Annotated in this window: 19 protein-coding genes; 4 read left to right on the top strand and 15 right to left on the bottom strand. The window is 65.4% G+C overall.

The window, feature by feature from the left end:
• Positions 1-7 precede the first annotated feature (7 nt).
• Entirely contained in the window at positions 8-604 is a 597-nt protein-coding gene (locus AB3X98_RS36415; protein ID WP_069269174.1) for an FMN-dependent NADH-azoreductase, read from the top strand.
• A 115-nt stretch (positions 605-719) separates the two neighbouring features.
• Here the strand turns inward: AB3X98_RS36415 and AB3X98_RS36410 are convergent, their stop codons facing one another.
• From AB3X98_RS36410 to rpe, 8 genes are all read right to left on the bottom strand, one after another.
• Positions 720-1,679 carry a uracil-DNA glycosylase gene (locus AB3X98_RS36410; RefSeq protein ID WP_368606808.1) on the bottom strand — a complete coding sequence of 320 codons (960 nt, stop codon included), beginning with the start codon at positions 1,677-1,679 and terminating at the stop codon, positions 720-722.
• Between the two features lie 175 nt (positions 1,680-1,854).
• Positions 1,855-2,481, bottom strand: coding sequence for a CYTH domain-containing protein (locus AB3X98_RS36405; protein ID WP_342949874.1), 627 nt, complete (start codon positions 2,479-2,481; stop codon positions 1,855-1,857).
• 12 nt (positions 2,482-2,493) lie between these two features.
• On the bottom strand, positions 2,494-3,279 hold the full coding sequence (trpC, locus tag AB3X98_RS36400; protein ID WP_368606809.1) for an indole-3-glycerol phosphate synthase TrpC: 786 nt from the start codon (positions 3,277-3,279) through the stop codon (positions 2,494-2,496).
• A 29-nt stretch (positions 3,280-3,308) separates the two neighbouring features.
• The gene (gene trpD / locus AB3X98_RS36395) at positions 3,309-4,340 is read right to left on the bottom strand and encodes an anthranilate phosphoribosyltransferase (protein ID WP_342949886.1); all 1,032 of its coding nucleotides are present in this window, start codon (positions 4,338-4,340) and stop codon (positions 3,309-3,311) included.
• A 14-nt stretch (positions 4,341-4,354) separates the two neighbouring features.
• Positions 4,355-4,930 (bottom strand): aminodeoxychorismate/anthranilate synthase component II, encoded by a 576-nt coding sequence (locus AB3X98_RS36390; protein ID WP_069269170.1) that lies wholly within the window; start codon positions 4,928-4,930, stop codon positions 4,355-4,357.
• A gap of 14 nt (positions 4,931-4,944) precedes the next feature.
• The gene (gene trpE / locus AB3X98_RS36385) at positions 4,945-6,438 is read right to left on the bottom strand and encodes an anthranilate synthase component I (RefSeq protein WP_368606810.1); all 1,494 of its coding nucleotides are present in this window, start codon (positions 6,436-6,438) and stop codon (positions 4,945-4,947) included.
• A 487-nt stretch (positions 6,439-6,925) separates the two neighbouring features.
• Complete coding sequence (locus tag AB3X98_RS36380; RefSeq protein WP_069269168.1) at positions 6,926-7,633, bottom strand: phosphoglycolate phosphatase; 708 nt, start codon at positions 7,631-7,633, stop codon at positions 6,926-6,928.
• Positions 7,630-8,328 carry a ribulose-phosphate 3-epimerase gene (rpe, locus tag AB3X98_RS36375; protein ID WP_368606811.1) on the bottom strand — a complete coding sequence of 233 codons (699 nt, stop codon included), beginning with the start codon at positions 8,326-8,328 and terminating at the stop codon, positions 7,630-7,632. The genes AB3X98_RS36380 and rpe overlap by 4 nt, the downstream gene beginning before the upstream one ends.
• 218 nt (positions 8,329-8,546) lie before the next feature.
• Between rpe and apaG the strand changes: the two genes are divergently transcribed.
• A complete protein-coding gene (apaG, locus tag AB3X98_RS36370) occupies positions 8,547-8,921 on the top strand; it encodes a Co2+/Mg2+ efflux protein ApaG (RefSeq protein ID WP_028208771.1) in 375 nt (124 codons plus the stop codon).
• A 24-nt stretch (positions 8,922-8,945) separates the two neighbouring features.
• Here the strand turns inward: apaG and AB3X98_RS36365 are convergent, their stop codons facing one another.
• The gene (locus AB3X98_RS36365; RefSeq protein ID WP_233271586.1) at positions 8,946-9,089 is read right to left on the bottom strand and encodes a hypothetical protein; all 144 of its coding nucleotides are present in this window, start codon (positions 9,087-9,089) and stop codon (positions 8,946-8,948) included.
• On the opposite strand from AB3X98_RS36365, the gene AB3X98_RS36360 reads away from it, so the two are divergent.
• Positions 9,088-10,335: a murein transglycosylase A gene (locus tag AB3X98_RS36360; protein ID WP_368606812.1), complete on the top strand. Its 1,248-nt coding sequence runs from the start codon at positions 9,088-9,090 to the stop codon at positions 10,333-10,335. The genes AB3X98_RS36365 and AB3X98_RS36360 overlap by 2 nt on opposite strands.
• Positions 10,336-10,420: 85 nt before the next feature.
• On the opposite strand, the gene paaK is transcribed toward AB3X98_RS36360, so the two are convergent.
• The 5 genes from paaK to paaN form a co-directional block, all read right to left on the bottom strand.
• Positions 10,421-11,719 carry a phenylacetate--CoA ligase PaaK gene (gene paaK, locus AB3X98_RS36355; protein WP_069269166.1) on the bottom strand — a complete coding sequence of 433 codons (1,299 nt, stop codon included), beginning with the start codon at positions 11,717-11,719 and terminating at the stop codon, positions 10,421-10,423.
• A 65-nt stretch (positions 11,720-11,784) separates the two neighbouring features.
• Positions 11,785-12,255 carry a hydroxyphenylacetyl-CoA thioesterase PaaI gene (paaI, locus tag AB3X98_RS36350; protein WP_069269165.1) on the bottom strand — a complete coding sequence of 157 codons (471 nt, stop codon included), beginning with the start codon at positions 12,253-12,255 and terminating at the stop codon, positions 11,785-11,787.
• A 1-nt stretch (position 12,256) separates the two neighbouring features.
• Entirely contained in the window at positions 12,257-13,048 is a 792-nt protein-coding gene (gene paaG / locus AB3X98_RS36345; RefSeq protein WP_342949880.1) for a 2-(1,2-epoxy-1,2-dihydrophenyl)acetyl-CoA isomerase PaaG, read from the bottom strand.
• A 78-nt stretch (positions 13,049-13,126) separates the two neighbouring features.
• Positions 13,127-14,335 carry a 3-oxoadipyl-CoA thiolase gene (gene pcaF / locus AB3X98_RS36340; protein WP_368606813.1) on the bottom strand — a complete coding sequence of 403 codons (1,209 nt, stop codon included), beginning with the start codon at positions 14,333-14,335 and terminating at the stop codon, positions 13,127-13,129.
• A 97-nt stretch (positions 14,336-14,432) separates the two neighbouring features.
• On the bottom strand, positions 14,433-16,133 hold the full coding sequence (paaN, locus tag AB3X98_RS36335) for a phenylacetic acid degradation protein PaaN (protein WP_368606814.1): 1,701 nt from the start codon (positions 16,131-16,133) through the stop codon (positions 14,433-14,435).
• 138 nt (positions 16,134-16,271) lie between these two features.
• Between paaN and AB3X98_RS36330 the strand changes: the two genes are divergently transcribed.
• Complete coding sequence (locus AB3X98_RS36330; protein WP_069269161.1) at positions 16,272-17,048, top strand: enoyl-CoA hydratase; 777 nt, start codon at positions 16,272-16,274, stop codon at positions 17,046-17,048.
• Between the two features lie 116 nt (positions 17,049-17,164).
• On the opposite strand, the gene AB3X98_RS36325 is transcribed toward AB3X98_RS36330, so the two are convergent.
• On the bottom strand, positions 17,165-17,391 hold a 227-nt coding region (locus AB3X98_RS36325), incomplete at its 5' end, for a hypothetical protein (protein WP_368610402.1).

Raw genomic sequence — 17,391 nt, 5'->3', positions numbered from 1 at the left:
AGCCACCATGACCACGATCCTGCAAATCAATTCCGCCGCCCGCTCGCAAGGCGCCCAGTCGACGCTGCTCGTCAACGAATTGACGGCCAGGCTGCAACAATCGAATCCGGGCGCGCAAGTCGTCACGCGCAACCTGCAAGCCGATCCGCTGCCGCACCTCGACGACGCCGTGCTCGGCGCGTTCTTCACGCCGGCCGAGCAGCGTACGCCGGAGCAGCAGGCCATCGCCGCACGCAGCGAAGCGCTGATCGCGGAACTGCAGGCAGCGGACATCATCGTGATCGGTGCGCCGATGTATAACTTCGGCGTCTCGTCGCAGCTCAAGACGTACTTCGACTGGATCGCGCGCGCCGGCATCACGTTCCGCTACACCGCGAACGGTCCCGAAGGCCTCGTGAACGGCAAGAAGGTCCATGTCGTTTCGGCACGCGGCGGCAAGTATCAAGGCACCGCGCACGACAGCCAGACGCCGTACCTGAAGTCGTTCCTCGGCTTCCTCGGCATGACCGACGTGAACTTCATCTTCGCCGAAGGCCTGAACATGGGCCCGGACGCAGCAAGCGCCGCGCTCGCAGGCGCGCGTGAGGCGATCGCTGCAGCGTAACGTTCGCGCTTGTTGCCTGTTTGACGGCTGTAAAAGCAAAAACGCCACGAGAACGATCTCGTGGCGTTTTTCATTGCGCGTCGTCGCGTTGCGAGGCCCAAGCGGCTCAAGCGGCTCAGGCGAGCACGAGGCCTTCCTCCGGCAAACGCCAGTCGATCGGCTGGCGGCCGTGCGCCTGCAGATACTCGTTGGCCTGCGCGAAATGCCCGCAGCCGAGAAAGCCGCGATGCGCGGAAAGCGGCGACGGATGCGGCGCTTCGAGCACGCAATGCGCACCAGAGAGCAACGCGCGCTTGTTCTGCGCGTGCGCGCCCCACAGCATGAACACGAGGTTTTCGTGGCGCGCGGCGAGTTGCTGGATCAGCGTGTCGGTGCAGCGCTCCCAGCCGCGCTTCGCATGGCTCGCGGCGCTCGCGCGCTCGACGGTGAGCACCGTGTTCAGCAGCAGCACGCCCTGGCGCGCCCAGGCGTCGAGACAGCCGTGCGTCGGCGCCTGAATGCCGAGGCTCGCCGCGATTTCCTTGAAGATGTTGCGCAGCGAAGGCGGCGGGCGCACCGAAGGCGGCACCGAGAACGCCAGGCCGTGCGCCTGCGGCGTGCCGCGATCGTCGCCGTGATACGGGTCCTGGCCGAGGATCACGACCTTCACGTCGTCGGGCGAGGTGAGGCGCAGCGCGCGGAACACGTCGGCGGGATAGACGGTCTTGCCGGCGGCGCGCTCGTCATCGACGAAGCGGCACAACGGCGCGTAGGCGTCGCTCGTGATGAACGGCGCAAGCAGCTCGCGCCAGGCGGCGGGCAGCGCGTCGAACTGGTCTTCGAGGCGCGTGGTGTCGATGGCGGCCTGCGGCGCGGTGGGGTCGTGGGGCATGGCGGGGGCGGGCATAACGGCGTGCGTGCGTTCGGGCGCCGGGAATTCGTCGGCGCCGAACAGCGAGAAGATCGTGATCTGGCGCGGGTCGATTTCGGGCAGCGGCGGCTCGTCGAGCGTGGCTTGTGCTGCGTCGGCCAGAAAGTCGTCGAACAGCGAAGCTTGCACCGGCATCGCGACGCGCGGGCGTTTCGTGGAGGTCATGGGCGGCAAGTGTCGCAGCAATTGCGCGGCGATTCAATCCGGCGCGAGCGCGGCCGGGTGCCCTCTTGCGGCATCGGCGCTGGTATTGCAACTAACAGCCCTGTTTCGGCGCTATCCGCTATCTACAGGTGATTGAGCGCGTTGCGCGGCGCGCTGAAGCCGCGCCGCACCGTTCTCAGCCTTCGCGCAGCTTGTACCCGCGTTGGGCCTTGCTGATGTCGTCCGGCGCAAGGCCTGGCAGCGCCCGCGCGAGTTCCGCCGCGAGCGTGTGCAATGCCGCTTCGTCGCCCGACTTCAGTTCGAGTTCGATTTCGCAGATCGGCGTGCGCCGCGTTTCGCCGTTCACGTCCGCGGTGACTTCGCCCTGATCGATGGCCGCTTCAACTTGCGCGCCGTCGACTTCGAGCGTCCACAGCGTGCGCTGGAAGTCGGTGCGAAAGAGCGGGATCAGGTTCGCGGCGGCATCCGAGAGCGCCGTCGAAACTCCGGCTTCATCGCACTCGTGCAGCAACCGGTCGATTTCGAGCGCTTCGCCCGCCACCGGCATTTCCCACTCGTGCCGCGCGTGCAGCCCGTTTTGCGCCACACCCACGGTCTTGAACGTCTGCAGCCAGCCCTCGGGCGCGCGGCGCAGGCGCAGCGCGCTCTTTGCGCGCGCGAGCGCAAGCGCCGGCGTGTCGAAGTAGATGTTTTCGAGCCGGATGGCGCGACCCGGCTTGCCCGCGCGCGTCTCGAACAGACGCCGCGCCGCGTCCACCTGGTCGCGGGGCAGCGCTAGCTTGATTTCGCGTTCGATACCCATGGCGCTGCGCGATCAGAAGAACATGCGGGCGAGTTCCGCGCCCGGCTGTTCGGCACGCATGAACGCCTCGCCCACGAGGAACGTGTGCACGGAAAGCGCGCGCATTTTCTCGACGTCCGCACGCGAGAGAATGCCCGACTCGGTCACGACGATGCGGTCTTCAGGCACGTCGTCGAGCATGCCGACGGTCGTATCCAGCGTGGTTTCGAACGTGCGCAGATTGCGATTGTTGATGCCGATGAGCGGTGTCTTCAGCGTGAGCGCGTGCGTGAGTTCTGCGCGGTCGTGCACTTCGACGAGCACCGCGAGACCGAGCGAATGCGCAAGCGCTTCGAGATCGCGCATTTCACCTGGCTGGAGCGCCGCGGCGATCAGCAGGATCGCGTCGGCGCCCATCGCGCGGGCTTCGACGACCTGATACGGATCGACGATGAAGTCCTTGCGCAGCACCGGCAGGTTGCAGGCGGCGCGCGCAGCTTCGAGGTACGCGGCGCTGCCCTGGAAGAACTGTACGTCGGTCAGCACGGAGAGGCAGGCCGCGCCGCCCTCGGCGTACGAGCGCGCGATTTCGGCGGGCTGGAAGTTTTCGCGCAGCACGCCCTTCGACGGACTTGCCTTCTTCACTTCGGCGATCACGGCGGCCTGGCCGTTGTCGTGCTTCGCGCGCAAGGCGCCGACGAAATCGCGCAGATCGCGCGTGCTTGCCTGCAGACGCAATTCTTCGAGCGGGGCGCTCTGCTCGGCGGCGCGCACTTCTTCGCGCTTGACCGAGATGATCTTTTCGAGGATGTCACTCATGATATTCGGAGGCAAAAAACGGTGCTGGATCAGCGTTTGAACTGTTGCGTGAAGCGTACCAGTTCGTCGACTTTGGCGCGCGCGCGGCCGCTGGCGAGCGTTTCGCGCGCAAGCGTGATGCCTTCTGCGATCGAGTCCACCAAGTTCGCCGAATAGAGCGCCGTGCCCGCGTTCAGCGCGACGATTTCGCGCGCCGTGCCAGCCTCGTTCGAGAGCGCGCCGAGCAGCATCGCCTTCGATTCTTCGGCGTTCTCGACCTTGAGCGAACGATTCGAGACCATCTGCATACCGAAGTCTTCGGGATGGATCTCGTACTCGCGAATCTGGCCGTCCTTGAGTTCGCCGACGAGCGTGGCCGCACCGAGCGAGACTTCGTCCATGCCGTCCTTGCCGTAGACGACGCAAACGTGTTTTGCGCCAAGACGCTCCATCACGCGCACCTGAATGCCGACGAGGTCCGGATGGAACACGCCCATCAACTGATTGGGCGCGCCGGCCGGATTCGTGAGCGGCCCGAGGATGTTGAAGATCGTGCGCACGCCCAGTTCGCGGCGCACGGCGGCGATGTTCTTCATCGCGGGATGGTGGTTGGGCGCGAACATGAAGCCCATGCCCGTTTCGGCGATCGAGGCGGCCACCTGGTCCGGCTGCAGGTCGATGTTCACGCCGAGCGCTTCGAGCACGTCCGCGCTGCCCGACTTGCTGGAGACGCCCCGGTTGCCGTGCTTCGCGACCTTTGCGCCCGCTGCCGCGACCACGAACATCGAGGCCGTGGAGATATTGAAAGTATGCGAGCCATCGCCGCCGGTGCCGACGATGTCGATGAAGTTCGAGTTGTCCTTCACCTCGACGTGATTCGCGAACTCGCGCATGACCGTCGCGGCGGCCGTGATCTCGCCGATGGTTTCCTTCTTCACGCGCAGGCCGGTGAGGATGGCCGCCGATTGCACGGGCGAAAGCTCGCCGCGCATGATGAGGCGCATGAGGTGGAGCATCTCGTCGTGAAAAATCTCGCGATGCTCGATCGTGCGCTGGAGCGCTTCCTGCGGGGTAATCATGATTAGTCGCCTCCGGGTCAAGCGCTCTTGGTTTGCTTCAGGAAATTCTCGAAGAGGGCATGGCCGTGCTCCGAGAGGATCGATTCCGGATGAAACTGCACGCCTTCCACCGCAAGCTCGCGGTGACGCACGCCCATGATTTCGCCGTCGTCGGTCCAGGCCGACACTTCGAGGCAGTCGGGCAGCGACTCGCGCTCGATGGCGAGCGAGTGATAACGCGTGACGTTGAAGTGCTTCGGCAGGTCGGCGAACACGCCTTTGCAGTCGGTTTCGATCTGGCTCACCTTGCCGTGCATGATGGTCTTCGCGCGCACGACGCGGCCGCCGAACGCTTCGCCAATCGCCTGATGGCCGAGACACACACCGAGAATCGGCGTCTTGCCTGCGAATTCGCGCAGCACGTCGAGCGTGATGCCCGCGTGCTGCGGGTTGCTCGGCCCGGGCGAGAGGCAAATGCGCGCGGGGTTGAGCTTCGCGATTTCGTCGATGGTAATTTCGTCGTTGCGGTACGTGTGAACGTCTTCGCCGAGCTCGCCGAAGTACTGGACGATGTTGTAGGTAAACGAATCGTAGTTGTCGATCATGAGCAACATGGTCTTTTCTCCGCTCAGAAGTCGCTGTCGAGGCCGTCCTGCACCTGCTCGGCGGCGCGCAGCACGGCGCGCGCCTTGTTCTCGGTTTCCTGCCATTCGGACTCGGGCACCGAATCGGCAACCACGCCCGCGGCGGCCTGCACATACAGATTGCCGTTGTGGATGAGGCCGGTGCGGATCGCGATGGCCAGGTCCATCTCGCCGTTGAACGAGAGATAGCCGACCGCGCCGCCGTAGAGCCCGCGCTTCACCGGCTCCAGTTCGTCGATCAATTCCATCGCGCGAACCTTCGGCGCGCCCGATAGCGTGCCGGCCGGGAACGTGGCGCGCAGGACGTCGAAATTGTTCATGCCGGGTTTGAGCTTGCCTTCCACCGAACTCACGATGTGCTGCACGTGCGAGTACTTCTCGATGATCATCTTGTCGGTGACGGCCACCGAACCGATCTCGGCGATGCGGCCCACGTCGTTGCGCGCGAGGTCGATCAGCATGACGTGCTCGGCGATTTCCTTCGGGTCGTTGAGCAGTTCGGTCGCGAGTTCGGCGTCGCGCTCGGGCGTGTTGCCGCGCGGCCGCGTGCCCGCGAGCGGGCGAATCGTCACGATGCGGTCCTCGCCGCGCTTTTCCTGGCGCACGAGAATTTCCGGCGACGCGCCCACCACGTGGAATTCGCCGAAGTTGTAGTAGTACATGTACGGTGACGGGTTCAGCGAGCGCAGCGCACGGTACAGCGACAGCGGATTGTCGCGATACGGCTTCGTGATGCGCTGGCCCACTTGCACCTGCATCAGCTCCCCCGCGGCGATGTATTCCTTCGCCTTGCGCACGGCGGCGAGGTAATCGTCTTTCTTGAATTCGCGGAACGTTTCGGTACGCACGCTCGCCGAAGTCACCGGCGGCTGTACCGTGGTGCGCAGGCGCTGCTTGAGTTCGCGCAGGCGGTGCTTCGCCTTGGTGTAGGCCTCGGGCGTTTGCGGATCGGCGTAGACGATGAGATAGAGCTTGCCCGCGAGATTGTCGATGACCGCGACTTCTTCGGTCAGCAGCAGCTGGATGTCGGGCAGGCCGAGATCGTCGGTCGGGCAGGTATCGGCGAGCTTCTTCTCGATGTAGCGCACCGCGTCGTAGCCGAAGTAGCCCGCGAGACCGCCGCAGAAGCGTGGCAGACCCGGACGCTGCGCGACCTTGAAGCGCGCCTGGTAGTTCGCGATGAATTCGAGCGGATCTTCGTTATGCGTCTCGATGACCTGGCCGTCGCGCACGACCTCCGAAATGCCGTTGCGCGTGCGGATCAGCGAGCGCGCCGGCAGACCGATGAACGAGTAGCGCCCGAAGCGCTCGCCGCCCACCACGGACTCCAGCAGGAAAGAATTGGCGCCGCCGCGCTCGGGCTGCGCGAGCTTCAGGTACAGCGAGAGCGGCGTTTCGAGATCGGCGAGCGCTTCGGCGATCAGCGGGATGCGGTTGTAGCCCTCGTTGGCGAGGGACTGAAATTCGAGTTCGGTCATGTTCCGATCCTGTTCGTGCTGCCGGTCGCGGCGGGTGCGGGCCCAGTGCGGCTCAAAACGGGGCGCGCGGTGAGCGCGAGGCGTTTGTTTTAGAGTGCTTGATGGCCGCTGGCGCTCACTCGTGCGGCCCAGGATCGCGCTGATGAGGCAGCGCTTGCCGGGCCGGCGTGCGGTACATCGACGGAAGGTAGGGCGTAGCCGCTCGCGCCCGGCGCAACTCGCCGCGAACGGCGAAACGACACGCAAGGACCACGAAAGCCAACGGCCAGACCAGCCGACGGGTTACCGCAACAGTTTAGAGTCGAGACACGCGCGAGTGCGCAGCGAAGTAAAAAACGGTGCTGAAGAAGGACGAATACGCAACTTCAGCGAACCTCGGATGAGGTTAGCGCGACCAGCGACGCCAGGGCCAGGCTCCCCGGTCGATCGTGCTCAGACTCCGTTTTTTATTCAGAAACATGAGGATAGTTGACGTTCAGTGGAGAACTTAAGTCAGGTCATTGTGCGCTGCGACCGCCTTGGCTGCGTCGAGCAGCGAGGCAACTATACCATCCGATTCAATTTTTTGTACAGGTTGGCCGTGGTTATAGCCGTAGGGCACCGTGAGCGTGGCCATGCCGGCCGCGCGGCCCGCAATCGCATCGTTCTCCGAATCGCCGATCGCCACCGCCGCCGCGGGCTTGACGCCCAGGCGCTCGCAGGCGGTGAGCATCGGCAGCGGGTCGGGCTTCTTCTTCGCGAGGCTGTCGCCGCCGAGCACCACGTCGAAGTACTGCGCGAGGCCGTATTGCTGCAACAGCTCGACGGCGAAGCGGTGTGGCTTGTTGGTCACGCACGCGAGCTTGATGCCCTGGTCGCGCAGCGCCGCGAGGCCTGCTTCGACGTCCGGGTACAGATGCGTGTGGCGGCCGTTGATCTTCGCGTACTCGTCCTGGTAGAGCGCGAGCGCTTCGTCGAAGCGCGCCTCGACGTTGTCCGCGGCAAAGCGCGGCGCGAGCACGCTGCGGATCAGGTGCTCCGAGCCCTTGCCCACGTAGCCCATCACTTCCTCGCGCGTGGTTTCATCGGCGTCGAGCTGCGCGAGCATGCCGTTCAGGCCGGCGGCGAAGTCGTCGGCGGTGTCGACCATCGTGCCGTCGAGGTCGATCAGCGCCGCTTCGATGCGCGGCGCGGTGAACTTGACGGGCGCGTTCATTTTGCGTTTGCAGCGCTTGCTGCGCTCGCGAGCTGCGCGCGCATCTCGTCGATCACGGTCTTGTAGTCCGGCTTGCCGAAGATCGCCGAGCCCGCCACGAAGGTGTCCGCGCCTGCCGCCGCGATTTCGGCGATGTTGTCGACCTTCACGCCGCCGTCCACTTCGAGGTGGATTTCGCGGCCCGTGCGGGCCGTGTAGGCGTCGATCTTCGCGCGCGCCTCGCGCAGCTTGTTGAGCGCCTCCGGAATGAACGACTGACCGCCGAAGCCGGGATTCACCGACATGATGAGCACGAGGTCGAGCTTGTCCATCACGTGGTCGAGGTAGTTCAGCGGCGTGGCCGGGTTGAACACGAGGCCCGCCTTGCAGCCGTGGTCGCGGATCAGCGAGAGCGTGCGGTCGATATGGTCCGAGCCTTCCGGGTGGAAGCTGATGAGGTTCGCGCCGGCCTTGGCGAAGTCGGGCACGATGCGGTCGACCGGGCGCACCATCAGGTGCACGTCGATGGGCACGCTCACGTGCGGGCGGATCGCCTCGCACACCAGCGGACCGATGGTGAGGTTCGGCACGTAATGGTTATCCATCACGTCGAAGTGGATCCAGTCGGCGCCGGCAGCGACGACGTTGCGGACCTCTTCGCCAAGACGCGCGAAGTCGGCGGAGAGAATGCTGGGGGCGATGCGGAATTGCGTCATGGCGGCAATCGGAAAACTGTCGGAAAAACCGTATTTTACCGTCAGTGGCAAAGCGTTTCCCGGCGGACGCCGCGGGCGGCGCCGGGTTGCGGGTGCCCGTTGCATCAAGCAGAATGCCAAACCATGTGCCGCGCCTCGCGGCGCGCCCGCGAGCGCCTTGCCGCGCGGGCGTCTCAGTCAACGGACTCAGCAGCCGCGCCAAAGCGAATGGAACAACGATGAGCCAGTACGAATTCAGCGTGACGTCGCAGGTGCGCTACCTGCCCGAAGAATCGGACCCGGAGCGCCGGCAATATGCCTTCGCGTACACGCTGACCATTCGCAATACCGGTCAGGTAAGCGCCCAGCTGATCGCGCGCCACTGGGTGATCACCGACAGCGAAAATCACGTGCAGGAAGTGAAGGGGCTGGGCGTGGTCGGCCATCAACCGCTTCTGAAGCCGGGCGAGCAGTTCGAGTACACGAGCTGGGCCGTGATCGCTACCCCGGTGGGCACCATGCGCGGGGAGTACTTCTGTGTGGCCGAGGACGCCGAGCGCTTCGAGGCGCCCGTGCCCGAGTTCGTGCTGCGCATGCCGCGCACGTTGCATTGAACCGCCGCGAGAAATCGGGGTCTGCTAGTTCTGACGCCGATCGTCGCGCGAGGCTTGCTTCTTCCTGCCCGACGCGGTCCACACAACGATGAAAATCAGCAGGAACAGCGCAAGGAGCGCTTCCAGACCAAACATGAGCATCGGGTATTCGTCGAGCAGTTCTGACATGGCGGCATCCATCGAGAGCCAGTATTGTAGGCGTGATTTTGACGTCGATTCCGGTCTCGATGTCCCGGTGATGCCGGGATTCACACAGGTGCGATATTGCGTGGGGTCGGCGCTTCGGCGTGGCGGGAGCCGCCTGGGTCTGCGGTTAGGCGGCTGGTTGGGCGCGGCTTCGCTCGCGGCTTTGCTTGCCGCATGCGGCGGCCCGAGCTACGTGCACAACGTGCCGCCCAAAGGCACGCCCACGCTGCCCTCGCAGCTCGCCGCGCAACGTCTCACGCCGGTCGCCTGGCAGCAGGTGCCGGGCTGGCAGGACGACTCGCTGATCGGCGTGACCGCGGCGCTGCGCGCGAACTGCACGCGTCTTGCGCGCGATCCTCGCTGGCAGCGCGCGTGCACTGCGGCCTCGCAGCTCGATGACCTGGACGCCTCGAGCGCACGTGCATTCTTCGAAACGTATTTCACGCCCTATCAGTTCGCCAACAACGACGGCACGCTCGACGGCCTCGTGACCGGCTACTACGAGCCGCTGCTGCACGGTTCGCGCACGCGTCACGGCATCTACCAGACCGCGCTGTATCGCTGGCCGTCCGGCTATCGTCCGGGCGCCGCGATGCCGCCGCGTGCGCAGCTCGAACGTTCTGGCGCGCTGGGCGGCAACGAACTCGTCTGGGTGGACGATCCGATCGAAGCGTTCTTCCTGCAGGTGCAGGGCTCCGGGCGCGTCGTGATGGAAGATGGCAGCGTGATGCGCGTGGGCTTCGGCGGCACCAACAACCAGCCGTACAAGTCGATCGGGCGCTGGCTGCTCGACCACGGCGAACTCACGCCCGCGCAGGCGACCATGCAGGGCATCAAGGCATGGGCACGCGCGAACCCGACGCGCGTGGACGCGCTTCTCGACACCAATCCGCGCTTCGTGTTCTTCCGCGAGATGGGCGGCTCCGAGGGCGACGCGCAGGGCGGAGCCGACGGTCCGATCGGTGCGCTCGGCGTGCCGCTCACGCCGGAACGCTCGATCGCCGTCGATCCGTCGTCGATTCCGCTTGGCACGCCGGTGTTTCTCCAGACCACGCGCCCGCTCACGAATACGCCGCTCAACCGGCTCGTGTTCGCGCAGGACACGGGCACGGCAATCAAGGGCGGCGTGCGCGCAGACTACTTCTGGGGCTTGGGCGACGACGCCGGCGACCTGGCCGGCAAGATGAAGCAGGGCGGCCGCATGTGGCTGCTGTTCCCGAACTCGTGATCGCGGTGGCGCTTGCGCCGCACTCGTGAAGCGAAAAAGCCGGCGAGCGCCGGCTTTTTCTTTTACTGCGCGTTGCGGGCCGCGGTTACTTCGGCCGCTTGTCGATGACTCGCCGGGCTTTGCCAACCGAGCGCTCGATGCCGTTCACTTCCAGCACGTTCACCTTGCACGTCACGCCGATCAGCGCCTTGATGTCGTAAGCGAGTGCCTTGCTGGCCGCGTCGAGCGCACCGTAGTCGGGCGCGGTTTCCGGGCACGGTTCGCAGTTGAGCGACATCACGTCCATCGGACCTTCCTTCGTCAGGACGATCTGATAGTGCGGTGCGAGAGCCGGCTGCTTGAGCAGCAGTTCCTCGATCTGCGTGGGGAACACGTTCACGCCGCGGATGATCAACATGTCGTCCGAACGGCCCGTGATCTTTTCCATGCGGCGCATGGTGCGCGCCGTACCGGGCAACAGACGCGTGAGGTCGCGAGTACGGTAACGGACGATGGGCAGCGCTTCCTTCGTGAGCGAGGTGAAGACGAGCTCGCCCAATTCGCCGTCGGGCAGCACTTCGCCGGTTTCCGGGTCGATGATCTCGGGGTAGAAGTGATCTTCCCAGATCGTCGGGCCGTCTTTCGTCTCCGCGCATTCCGAGGCGACGCCCGGGCCCATCACTTCCGAAAGACCGTAGATGTCGACGGCCGTGATGCCCATGCGCTGCTCGATGGCCCGGCGCATGTCGTTGGTCCACGGCTCCGCGCCGAAGATGCCGATGCGCAGCGAACAGGTGGCCGGATCGATGCCCTGGCGCTCCATTTCGTCGGCGATCGCGAGCATGTAGCTCGGCGTGACCATGATGATGTCGGGACGGAAGTCCTGGATCAACTGGACCTGCTTCTCGGTCTGGCCCCCGCCGAACGGAATGACGGTGAGGCCCGCACGTTCCGCGCCGTAGTGCGCGCCAAGGCCGCCCGTAAAGAGTCCGTAGCCGTAGCTGATGTGCACCTTGTCGCCGCGCCTGGCGCCCGCTGCGCGCACCGAACGCGCGACGACGTTCGCCCACGTGTCGATGTCGCGCGCCGTGTAGGCCACCACGGTCGGCTTGCCGGTCGTGCCCGACGACGCATGGATGCGCGAAATCTGGTCTTGCGGCACTGCGAACATGCCGAAGGGATAGTTGTCGCGCAGATCCTTCTTCGTGGTGAACGGGAAGCGCGCGAGATCGGCGAGCGACTGCACCTGGGACGGATGTACGCCGGCTTCGTCGAATTTGCGGCGATAGACCGGCGAATTCTCGTAAGCGTGGTTCAGCGACCATTTCAGGCGCTCGAGCTGCAGCGCAGCAAGCTCGTCGCGGCTCGCCTTTTCGATGGGTTCGAGCGGCAGCGTGGTACTCATGGGTGTCTCCTGGATCTAAGAACTTTACTCGTGACGCGTAGGGAATCGAGAAGGGGAAACCCGCTTCACGTTGCGACGGGAATGACATTGCCGCGAATCTGCGCGGACTTGCCTCGGAAGAGCGCGACGGTTTCGCCTGCCCGATTCGTCACGCGGATGTCGTAGACCCCGTTGCGTCCCGATAGCACCTGTTCGACGGCTTCGGCGGTCAACACCTCGTCGCGCAGCACCGGACGCAGGAACTCGATCGAGCAGCCGGCCGCGACGGTGTTGATGTTGTACGAATTGCACGCGAAGGCGAACGCCGAATCCGCGAGCGAGAAAATCATCCCGCCGTGGCAGGTCTGATGGCCGTTGAGAAACTCGGGCCGCACGGCCATGGACAGGCGCGCGTAACCGGCGCGCACTTCGAGGAGTTCCATGCCGAGCGCGCGCGTGCAGCCGTCGGCTTCGTACATCGCCTGCGCGGCGGCGCGAGCGAGTTCGTCGGGCGACAGGCCGTCGTCGTCAGGCAGTTGCGAGGCTTGCGTGGACATCTCAGCGGCCCTCGAAGTGCGGTGCGCGTTTTTCGATGAAGGCTTGCACGCCTTCTGCGTAGTCATGCGACGCGCCCAGCTCGCGCTGCAGGTCGCGTTCGAGATCCAGTTGCTGGTCGAGCGTGTTCGTGGCCGATGCGCGCAGCGCTTCGCGCGTGGCGACGATGGCGCGCGTCGGTTGCTGCGCGAGACGTGCGGCGAGCGCGCCGGCCGTTTGCGCAAGTTCCGCGTCGTCGATCACTTGCCAGACGACGCCCCAGCTTTCCGCCTTTTCCGCGCTGAGTTTTTCGCCGGTCATGGCGAGTCCGAGCGCGCGCGCCAAGCCCACGCGTTTGGGCAGGAACCACGTGCCGCCGGAATCGGGCACGAGGCCGATCTTCACGAACGCCTGGATGAAGCTTGCGGAACGCGCTGCAAGCACGAGGTCGCAGGCGAGGGCGAGATTGGCGCCGGCGCCGGCCGCGGTGCCGTTGACGGCGGCGATCACGGGCATCGGCAGCGCCTGCAGGCGCTTGATCAGCGGATTGAAATGCTCATCGATGAGGTCGCCGAGATCGGTCATCGCACCCGGCGTGAAGTCGAGATCGGCGAGATCCTGGCCCGCGCAGAAGCCGCGGCCCGCGCCCGTCAGCACAAGGGCGCGCGCGCCGGCCGCGGCGACCTCGTCGAGCGCTGCGACGAGCTCGCGGTGCATGGCGCGCGTAAAGCTGTTGAGCTTGTCCGGGCGGTTCAGCGTGATCGTGGCCACGCGGGTGGATGCGTCGATTTCGACGCGGATCGCATCGTAGGGCATCGGTTGTCTCCTGGTCCCATGCAAAGCTGTCTGAGACCGCCGAATGCATCGCCCGGCGGCCGGTCGATACTGCGCGCGTTATGGCTCGATGCGTTCGATCGCGAGGGCGATGCCCTGGCCGACGCCGATGCACATCGTACAAAGTGCGAAGCGTCCGTTCGTGCGCTCCAGCTGATGGAGCGCCGTCGTCACGAGACGTGCGCCCGAAGCGCCGAGCGGGTGGCCCAGTGCAATCGCGCCGCCATTCGGGTTCACGCGCGGATCGTCGTCGGCAATGCCGAGTGCGCGCAGCACGGCGAGGCCTTGCGAGGCGAACGCCTCGTTGAGTTCGATCACGTCGAACTGGTCCAGCGTCATGCCGAGCTGCTTGAGCAGTTTTTGCGTAGCGGGCGCCGGGCCGATCCCCATGATGCGCGGCGCGACGCCGGCGGTCGCCATGCCGAGCACGCGCGCGCGGCGACGCAGGCCAAACTGTTTGGCGGCCGCCTCGTTGGCGAGCAGCAGGGCGCAGGCGCCGTCGTTGACGCCCGAGGCGTTGCCCGCCGTGACCGTGCCGTCCGGCTTCACGACGCCCTTGAGCTTGCCGAGCGATTCGAGCGAAGTTTCGCGCGGGTGCTCGTCGAGCGTCACACGCACGGGGTCGCCCTTCTTTTGCGCGATCTCGACCGCGACGATTTCCTGCGCGAGCGTGCCGTCCTTCTGCGCGCGGGCCGCTTTCTGCTGGCTGCGCAACGCGAACGCGTCCTGATCGGCGCGATTGATGCCGAATTCTTCCGCGACGTTTTCCGCCGTCTCCGGCATCGAATCGACACCGTACTGCTGCTTCATCAGCTTGTTGACGAAACGCCAGCCGATGGTCGTGTCGTAGATGGCCGCTTCGCGCGAAAACGCCGAAGCCGCCTTGCCCATGACGAACGGCGCGCGCGTCATGCTTTCCACGCCGCCCGCGATCATGAGGCGCGCTTCGCCCGCCTTGATCGCGCGCGCCGCACTGCCGACAGCGTCGAGGCCCGAGCCGCACAGGCGGTTGAGCGTGCCGCCCGGCGCGTCGGTCGGCAGGCCCGCGAGCAGCGCGGCCATGCGCGCGACGTTGCGGTTGTCTTCGCCGGCCTGGTTGGCGCAGCCGTAGAGCACGTCGTCGAGCGCGCTCCAGTCCACGCCGGGATTGCGCTCGACGAGGGCGCGGATCGGCACCGCGGCGAGGTCGTCCGCGCGGACGTCCTTGAGGGCGCCGCCATAGCGGCCGAACGGGGTGCGAATCGCGTCGCAGATATAGGCTTCGGTCATCTCGGGTTCCTGGGGCGCGAGCGCAGAAGTGCGCTCACGCCTTGCATGCTAGAGGGATGGGCAATCGGGCGCCATTCGGCTGAGCGGCGTGGGCCGATCAGCTGGCGACGGCGGGGGCCGCTTTCGGTTCGACGTGAACGCGGCTCTGAACCACGCGGAAGCGGTTCGCCACGAAGGCGGCGTCGGCGAGCGCGGCGTTCGCCGCGGGGTTCGCGCCGGTGCCGTGGAAGTCCGAGAATGCAGCCGACTGGTTCACGAACACGCCGCCCGTGAGGTTGATCGAGAGCGCCACGCCGCCGGTGATGGCGGCTTCATGTGCGGCTTCGATCACGGCGTCGTCCGTGCTGTAGACGGAAAGCGTGAGCGCGCCGTGGTCGCGCGCGGTCTCGCCGGCCAGCTTGAGCGACTGCGCAGTCGAATCCGTGGCGATCACGAACGAGATCGGGCCGAACCATTCGCGCGTGAACTGGGCGGCGTCGCGCGCTGCGTCGAGCGAGAGCACGAGCGGCGTGCGCACGCGTGCGCCGGCGAACTGCGGGTGTTCGAGCGTCTGGCTGTCGGCGAGCACGGTACCGAGCTTGCGGGCTTCGTCGATGCGAGCCGTCACGCCTTCGTTCTGGATCGCGCCGAGCACTTCGACGGCGCGCACCGGATCGGCGACGAACTTCTGCACGGCGCCGGCAATCGCCTGGGCGACGGCCTCGAAGCTCAGCTGGCCTTCAGCGGTGCGGATGCCGTCGCGCGGCACATAGATGTTCTGCGGCGCCGTGCACATCTGGCCCGAGTAAAGCGAGAGCGAGAACGCGATGTTGCGGGCGACGGCCTTCAGGTCGTCCGCGGAGTCGATCACGATCTGGTTCACGCCGGCCTTTTCCGTGTAGACCTGCGCCTGATGCGCATTGCGCTCGAGCCAGTCGCCGTTTTGCGTGCTGCCCGTGAAGTCGATCAGCTTGATCTCGGGGCGCAGTGCGAGCTGCTGAACGAGTGCGCCGTCGTTGGGGTCGGTGGCGAGCAGCGTCACGACGTTCGGATCGAAGCCGGCTTCGCGCAGCACCTCACGCGCAATGCGCACGGTGATCGCGAGCGGCAGGATCGCGCCCGGGTGCGGCTTGACGATGACCGTGTTGCCCGTCGCGAGATCTGCGAAGAGGCCGGGGTAGCCGTTCCAGGTCGGGAACGTGCAGCAGCCGAGCACGAGGCCGGTGCCGCGCGGCACGATCGTGAAGCGCTTTTGCATCGCCAGGGGCGGGTTCTTGCCCTGCGGCTTTTCCCAGTGGGCGTCGGCGGGAATGCGGCGCAGCTGGTCGTAGGCGTAGGCGACGGCTTCGAGCGCGCGATCCTGAGCGTGCGGGCCGCCGGCCTGGAAGGCCATCATGAATGCCTGGCCGGTCGTGTGCATCACGCTAAAGGCGATCTCGAAGCTCGCGCGGTTCAGGCGCCCGAGGATTTCGAGGCTCACGCCCGCCCATGCCTGCGGGCCGGCTGCGCGCCAGTCGCGCTGGGCTTGCTGCGCGGCTTCGATCAACTGGTCGGGCGTCGACTTCGGATAGCGCGCGCCGAGCGCGAAGCCGAACGGCGAGGCCTCGCTGCCGACGGTTTCGCCCGTCGACGGCTGGTCGAGTTCGAAGGCGCGATTCAGGTGAGCCTTGAACGCGCCTTCGCCATCTGCGCTGGCGGTTTCCCCGTACACTTTGGGGCTGGGCATTTCGGCGAACGGGCTCCAGTAGCCGCGGGTCTCGATGGCGGCAAGCGCTTTTTGAAGCGCGCCCTCATGCTTGGCAAACAGCGAATGTGTCATGGCTCAACGTTGATTGAGAGGTTGGACAGGGCCCGCGCCAATTAATTGACCGACCGGTTGGTTGGCCAATGTTAGCATTAGTCAAAGTTCGGCGTAAAAAATTTTTTCGGGGACTTTCTTTTGATGGAAGGAGGAGTTATGGGGTACGAAAACATCCTGGTCGAGACGCGTGGCAAGGTCGGATTGATCACGCTGAACCGGCCAAAAGCGCTCAACGCGCTAAACGATGCGCTCATGGACGAACTGGGCGCGGCACTAAAGGCGTTCGACGCCGATGAGGGCGTTGGCGCGATCGTCATCACGGGTAGCGAAAAGGCGTTCGCCGCGGGCGCCGACATCGGGATGATGGCGAGCTACACCTTCATGGATGTGTACAAAGGCGACTACATCACGCGCAACTGGGAAACGATCCGCTCGATTCGCAAGCCGATCATCGCGGCGGTCGCGGGCTTCGCGCTCGGCGGTGGCTGCGAACTGGCCATGATGTGCGACATGATCTTCGCGGCCGATACGGCGAAGTTCGGCCAGCCAGAGATCAAGCTGGGCGTGATTCCGGGGGCGGGCGGTACGCAGCGTCTGCCGCGCGCGGTGTCGAAAGCGAAGGCGATGGACCTGTGCCTGACCGCCCGGATGATGGGTGCGGAGGAGGCGGAGCGCGCCGGTCTCGTATCGCGCGTGATTCCGGCTGCGGAATTGCTGAACGAAACGCTGGCGGCGGCTACGACCATCTGCGAATTCTCGTTGCCCGCCGTGATGATGGCGAAGGAGTCGGTGAACCGCGCCTACGAGACGACGCTTGCTGAAGGCGTGCACTTCGAGCGCCGTCTATTCCATTCGCTCTTCGCTTCGGAAGACCAAAAGGAAGGGATGGCTGCGTTCGTCGAGAAGCGCAAGCCTGTGTTCAAGAACAAGTAAATGCCCGGGAGATTCGATCGCCGCGAGCGGCGATCGAAATTATTTTCGCCACCCCCTTGCACAGGGCCGGCGGGGGCGATAAGATTCGCCCCCTTCGCAGTTCGATGTCTCCGACGTCAGGGCAGCGAAGGCCGCCGCGGAAACCGGCGGACGCAGGAGTCAGCAAGCTTTTTCAAGCGGTGAGCGAAAAAAAGGGGTTGACGAAGCGGAAAAGATTCTTCATAATCTCGTTTCTCTGCTGCTGACGCAGCAACGCAGAAAGAAGCCGGTAGTTGAGCAGTTTTAACGGCGCTTTCGCGATCGATCTTTAAAAATTTACAGCCGATAAGTGTGGGCGCTTGAT

This window comes from Paraburkholderia sp. BR14312 (genome assembly GCF_040948675.1).
GTDB classification, from domain to species: domain Bacteria; phylum Pseudomonadota; class Gammaproteobacteria; order Burkholderiales; family Burkholderiaceae; genus Paraburkholderia; species Paraburkholderia nodosa_A.
This window is presented reverse-complemented; position numbering and strand designations above follow the sequence as displayed.

Excerpts from the sequence above, each read along its gene's own strand:
- AB3X98_RS36415 (WP_069269174.1), top strand. The coding sequence starts at position 8 with ATGACCACGATCCTGCAAATCAATTCCGCCGCCCGCTCGCAAGGCGCC.
- AB3X98_RS36410 (WP_368606808.1), bottom strand. The coding sequence starts at position 1,679 with ATGACCTCCACGAAACGCCCGCGCGTCGCGATGCCGGTGCAAGCTTCG.
- AB3X98_RS36405 (WP_342949874.1), bottom strand. The coding sequence starts at position 2,481 with ATGGGTATCGAACGCGAAATCAAGCTAGCGCTGCCCCGCGACCAGGTG.
- trpC (WP_368606809.1), bottom strand. The coding sequence starts at position 3,279 with ATGAGTGACATCCTCGAAAAGATCATCTCGGTCAAGCGCGAAGAAGTG.
- AB3X98_RS36390 (WP_069269170.1), bottom strand. The coding sequence starts at position 4,930 with ATGTTGCTCATGATCGACAACTACGATTCGTTTACCTACAACATCGTC.
- trpE (WP_368606810.1), bottom strand. The coding sequence starts at position 6,438 with ATGACCGAACTCGAATTTCAGTCCCTCGCCAACGAGGGCTACAACCGC.
- AB3X98_RS36380 (WP_069269168.1), bottom strand. The coding sequence starts at position 7,633 with ATGAACGCGCCCGTCAAGTTCACCGCGCCGCGCATCGAAGCGGCGCTG.
- rpe (WP_368606811.1), bottom strand. The coding sequence starts at position 8,328 with ATGACGCAATTCCGCATCGCCCCCAGCATTCTCTCCGCCGACTTCGCG.
- apaG (WP_028208771.1), top strand. The coding sequence starts at position 8,547 with ATGAGCCAGTACGAATTCAGCGTGACGTCGCAGGTGCGCTACCTGCCC.
- AB3X98_RS36360 (WP_368606812.1), top strand. The coding sequence starts at position 9,088 with ATGGCGGCATCCATCGAGAGCCAGTATTGTAGGCGTGATTTTGACGTC.
- AB3X98_RS36365 (WP_233271586.1), bottom strand. The coding sequence starts at position 9,089 with ATGTCAGAACTGCTCGACGAATACCCGATGCTCATGTTTGGTCTGGAA.
- paaK (WP_069269166.1), bottom strand. The coding sequence starts at position 11,719 with ATGAGTACCACGCTGCCGCTCGAACCCATCGAAAAGGCGAGCCGCGAC.
- paaI (WP_069269165.1), bottom strand. The coding sequence starts at position 12,255 with ATGTCCACGCAAGCCTCGCAACTGCCTGACGACGACGGCCTGTCGCCC.
- paaG (WP_342949880.1), bottom strand. The coding sequence starts at position 13,048 with ATGCCCTACGATGCGATCCGCGTCGAAATCGACGCATCCACCCGCGTG.
- pcaF (WP_368606813.1), bottom strand. The coding sequence starts at position 14,335 with ATGACCGAAGCCTATATCTGCGACGCGATTCGCACCCCGTTCGGCCGC.
- paaN (WP_368606814.1), bottom strand. The coding sequence starts at position 16,133 with ATGACACATTCGCTGTTTGCCAAGCATGAGGGCGCGCTTCAAAAAGCG.
- AB3X98_RS36330 (WP_069269161.1), top strand. The coding sequence starts at position 16,272 with ATGGGGTACGAAAACATCCTGGTCGAGACGCGTGGCAAGGTCGGATTG.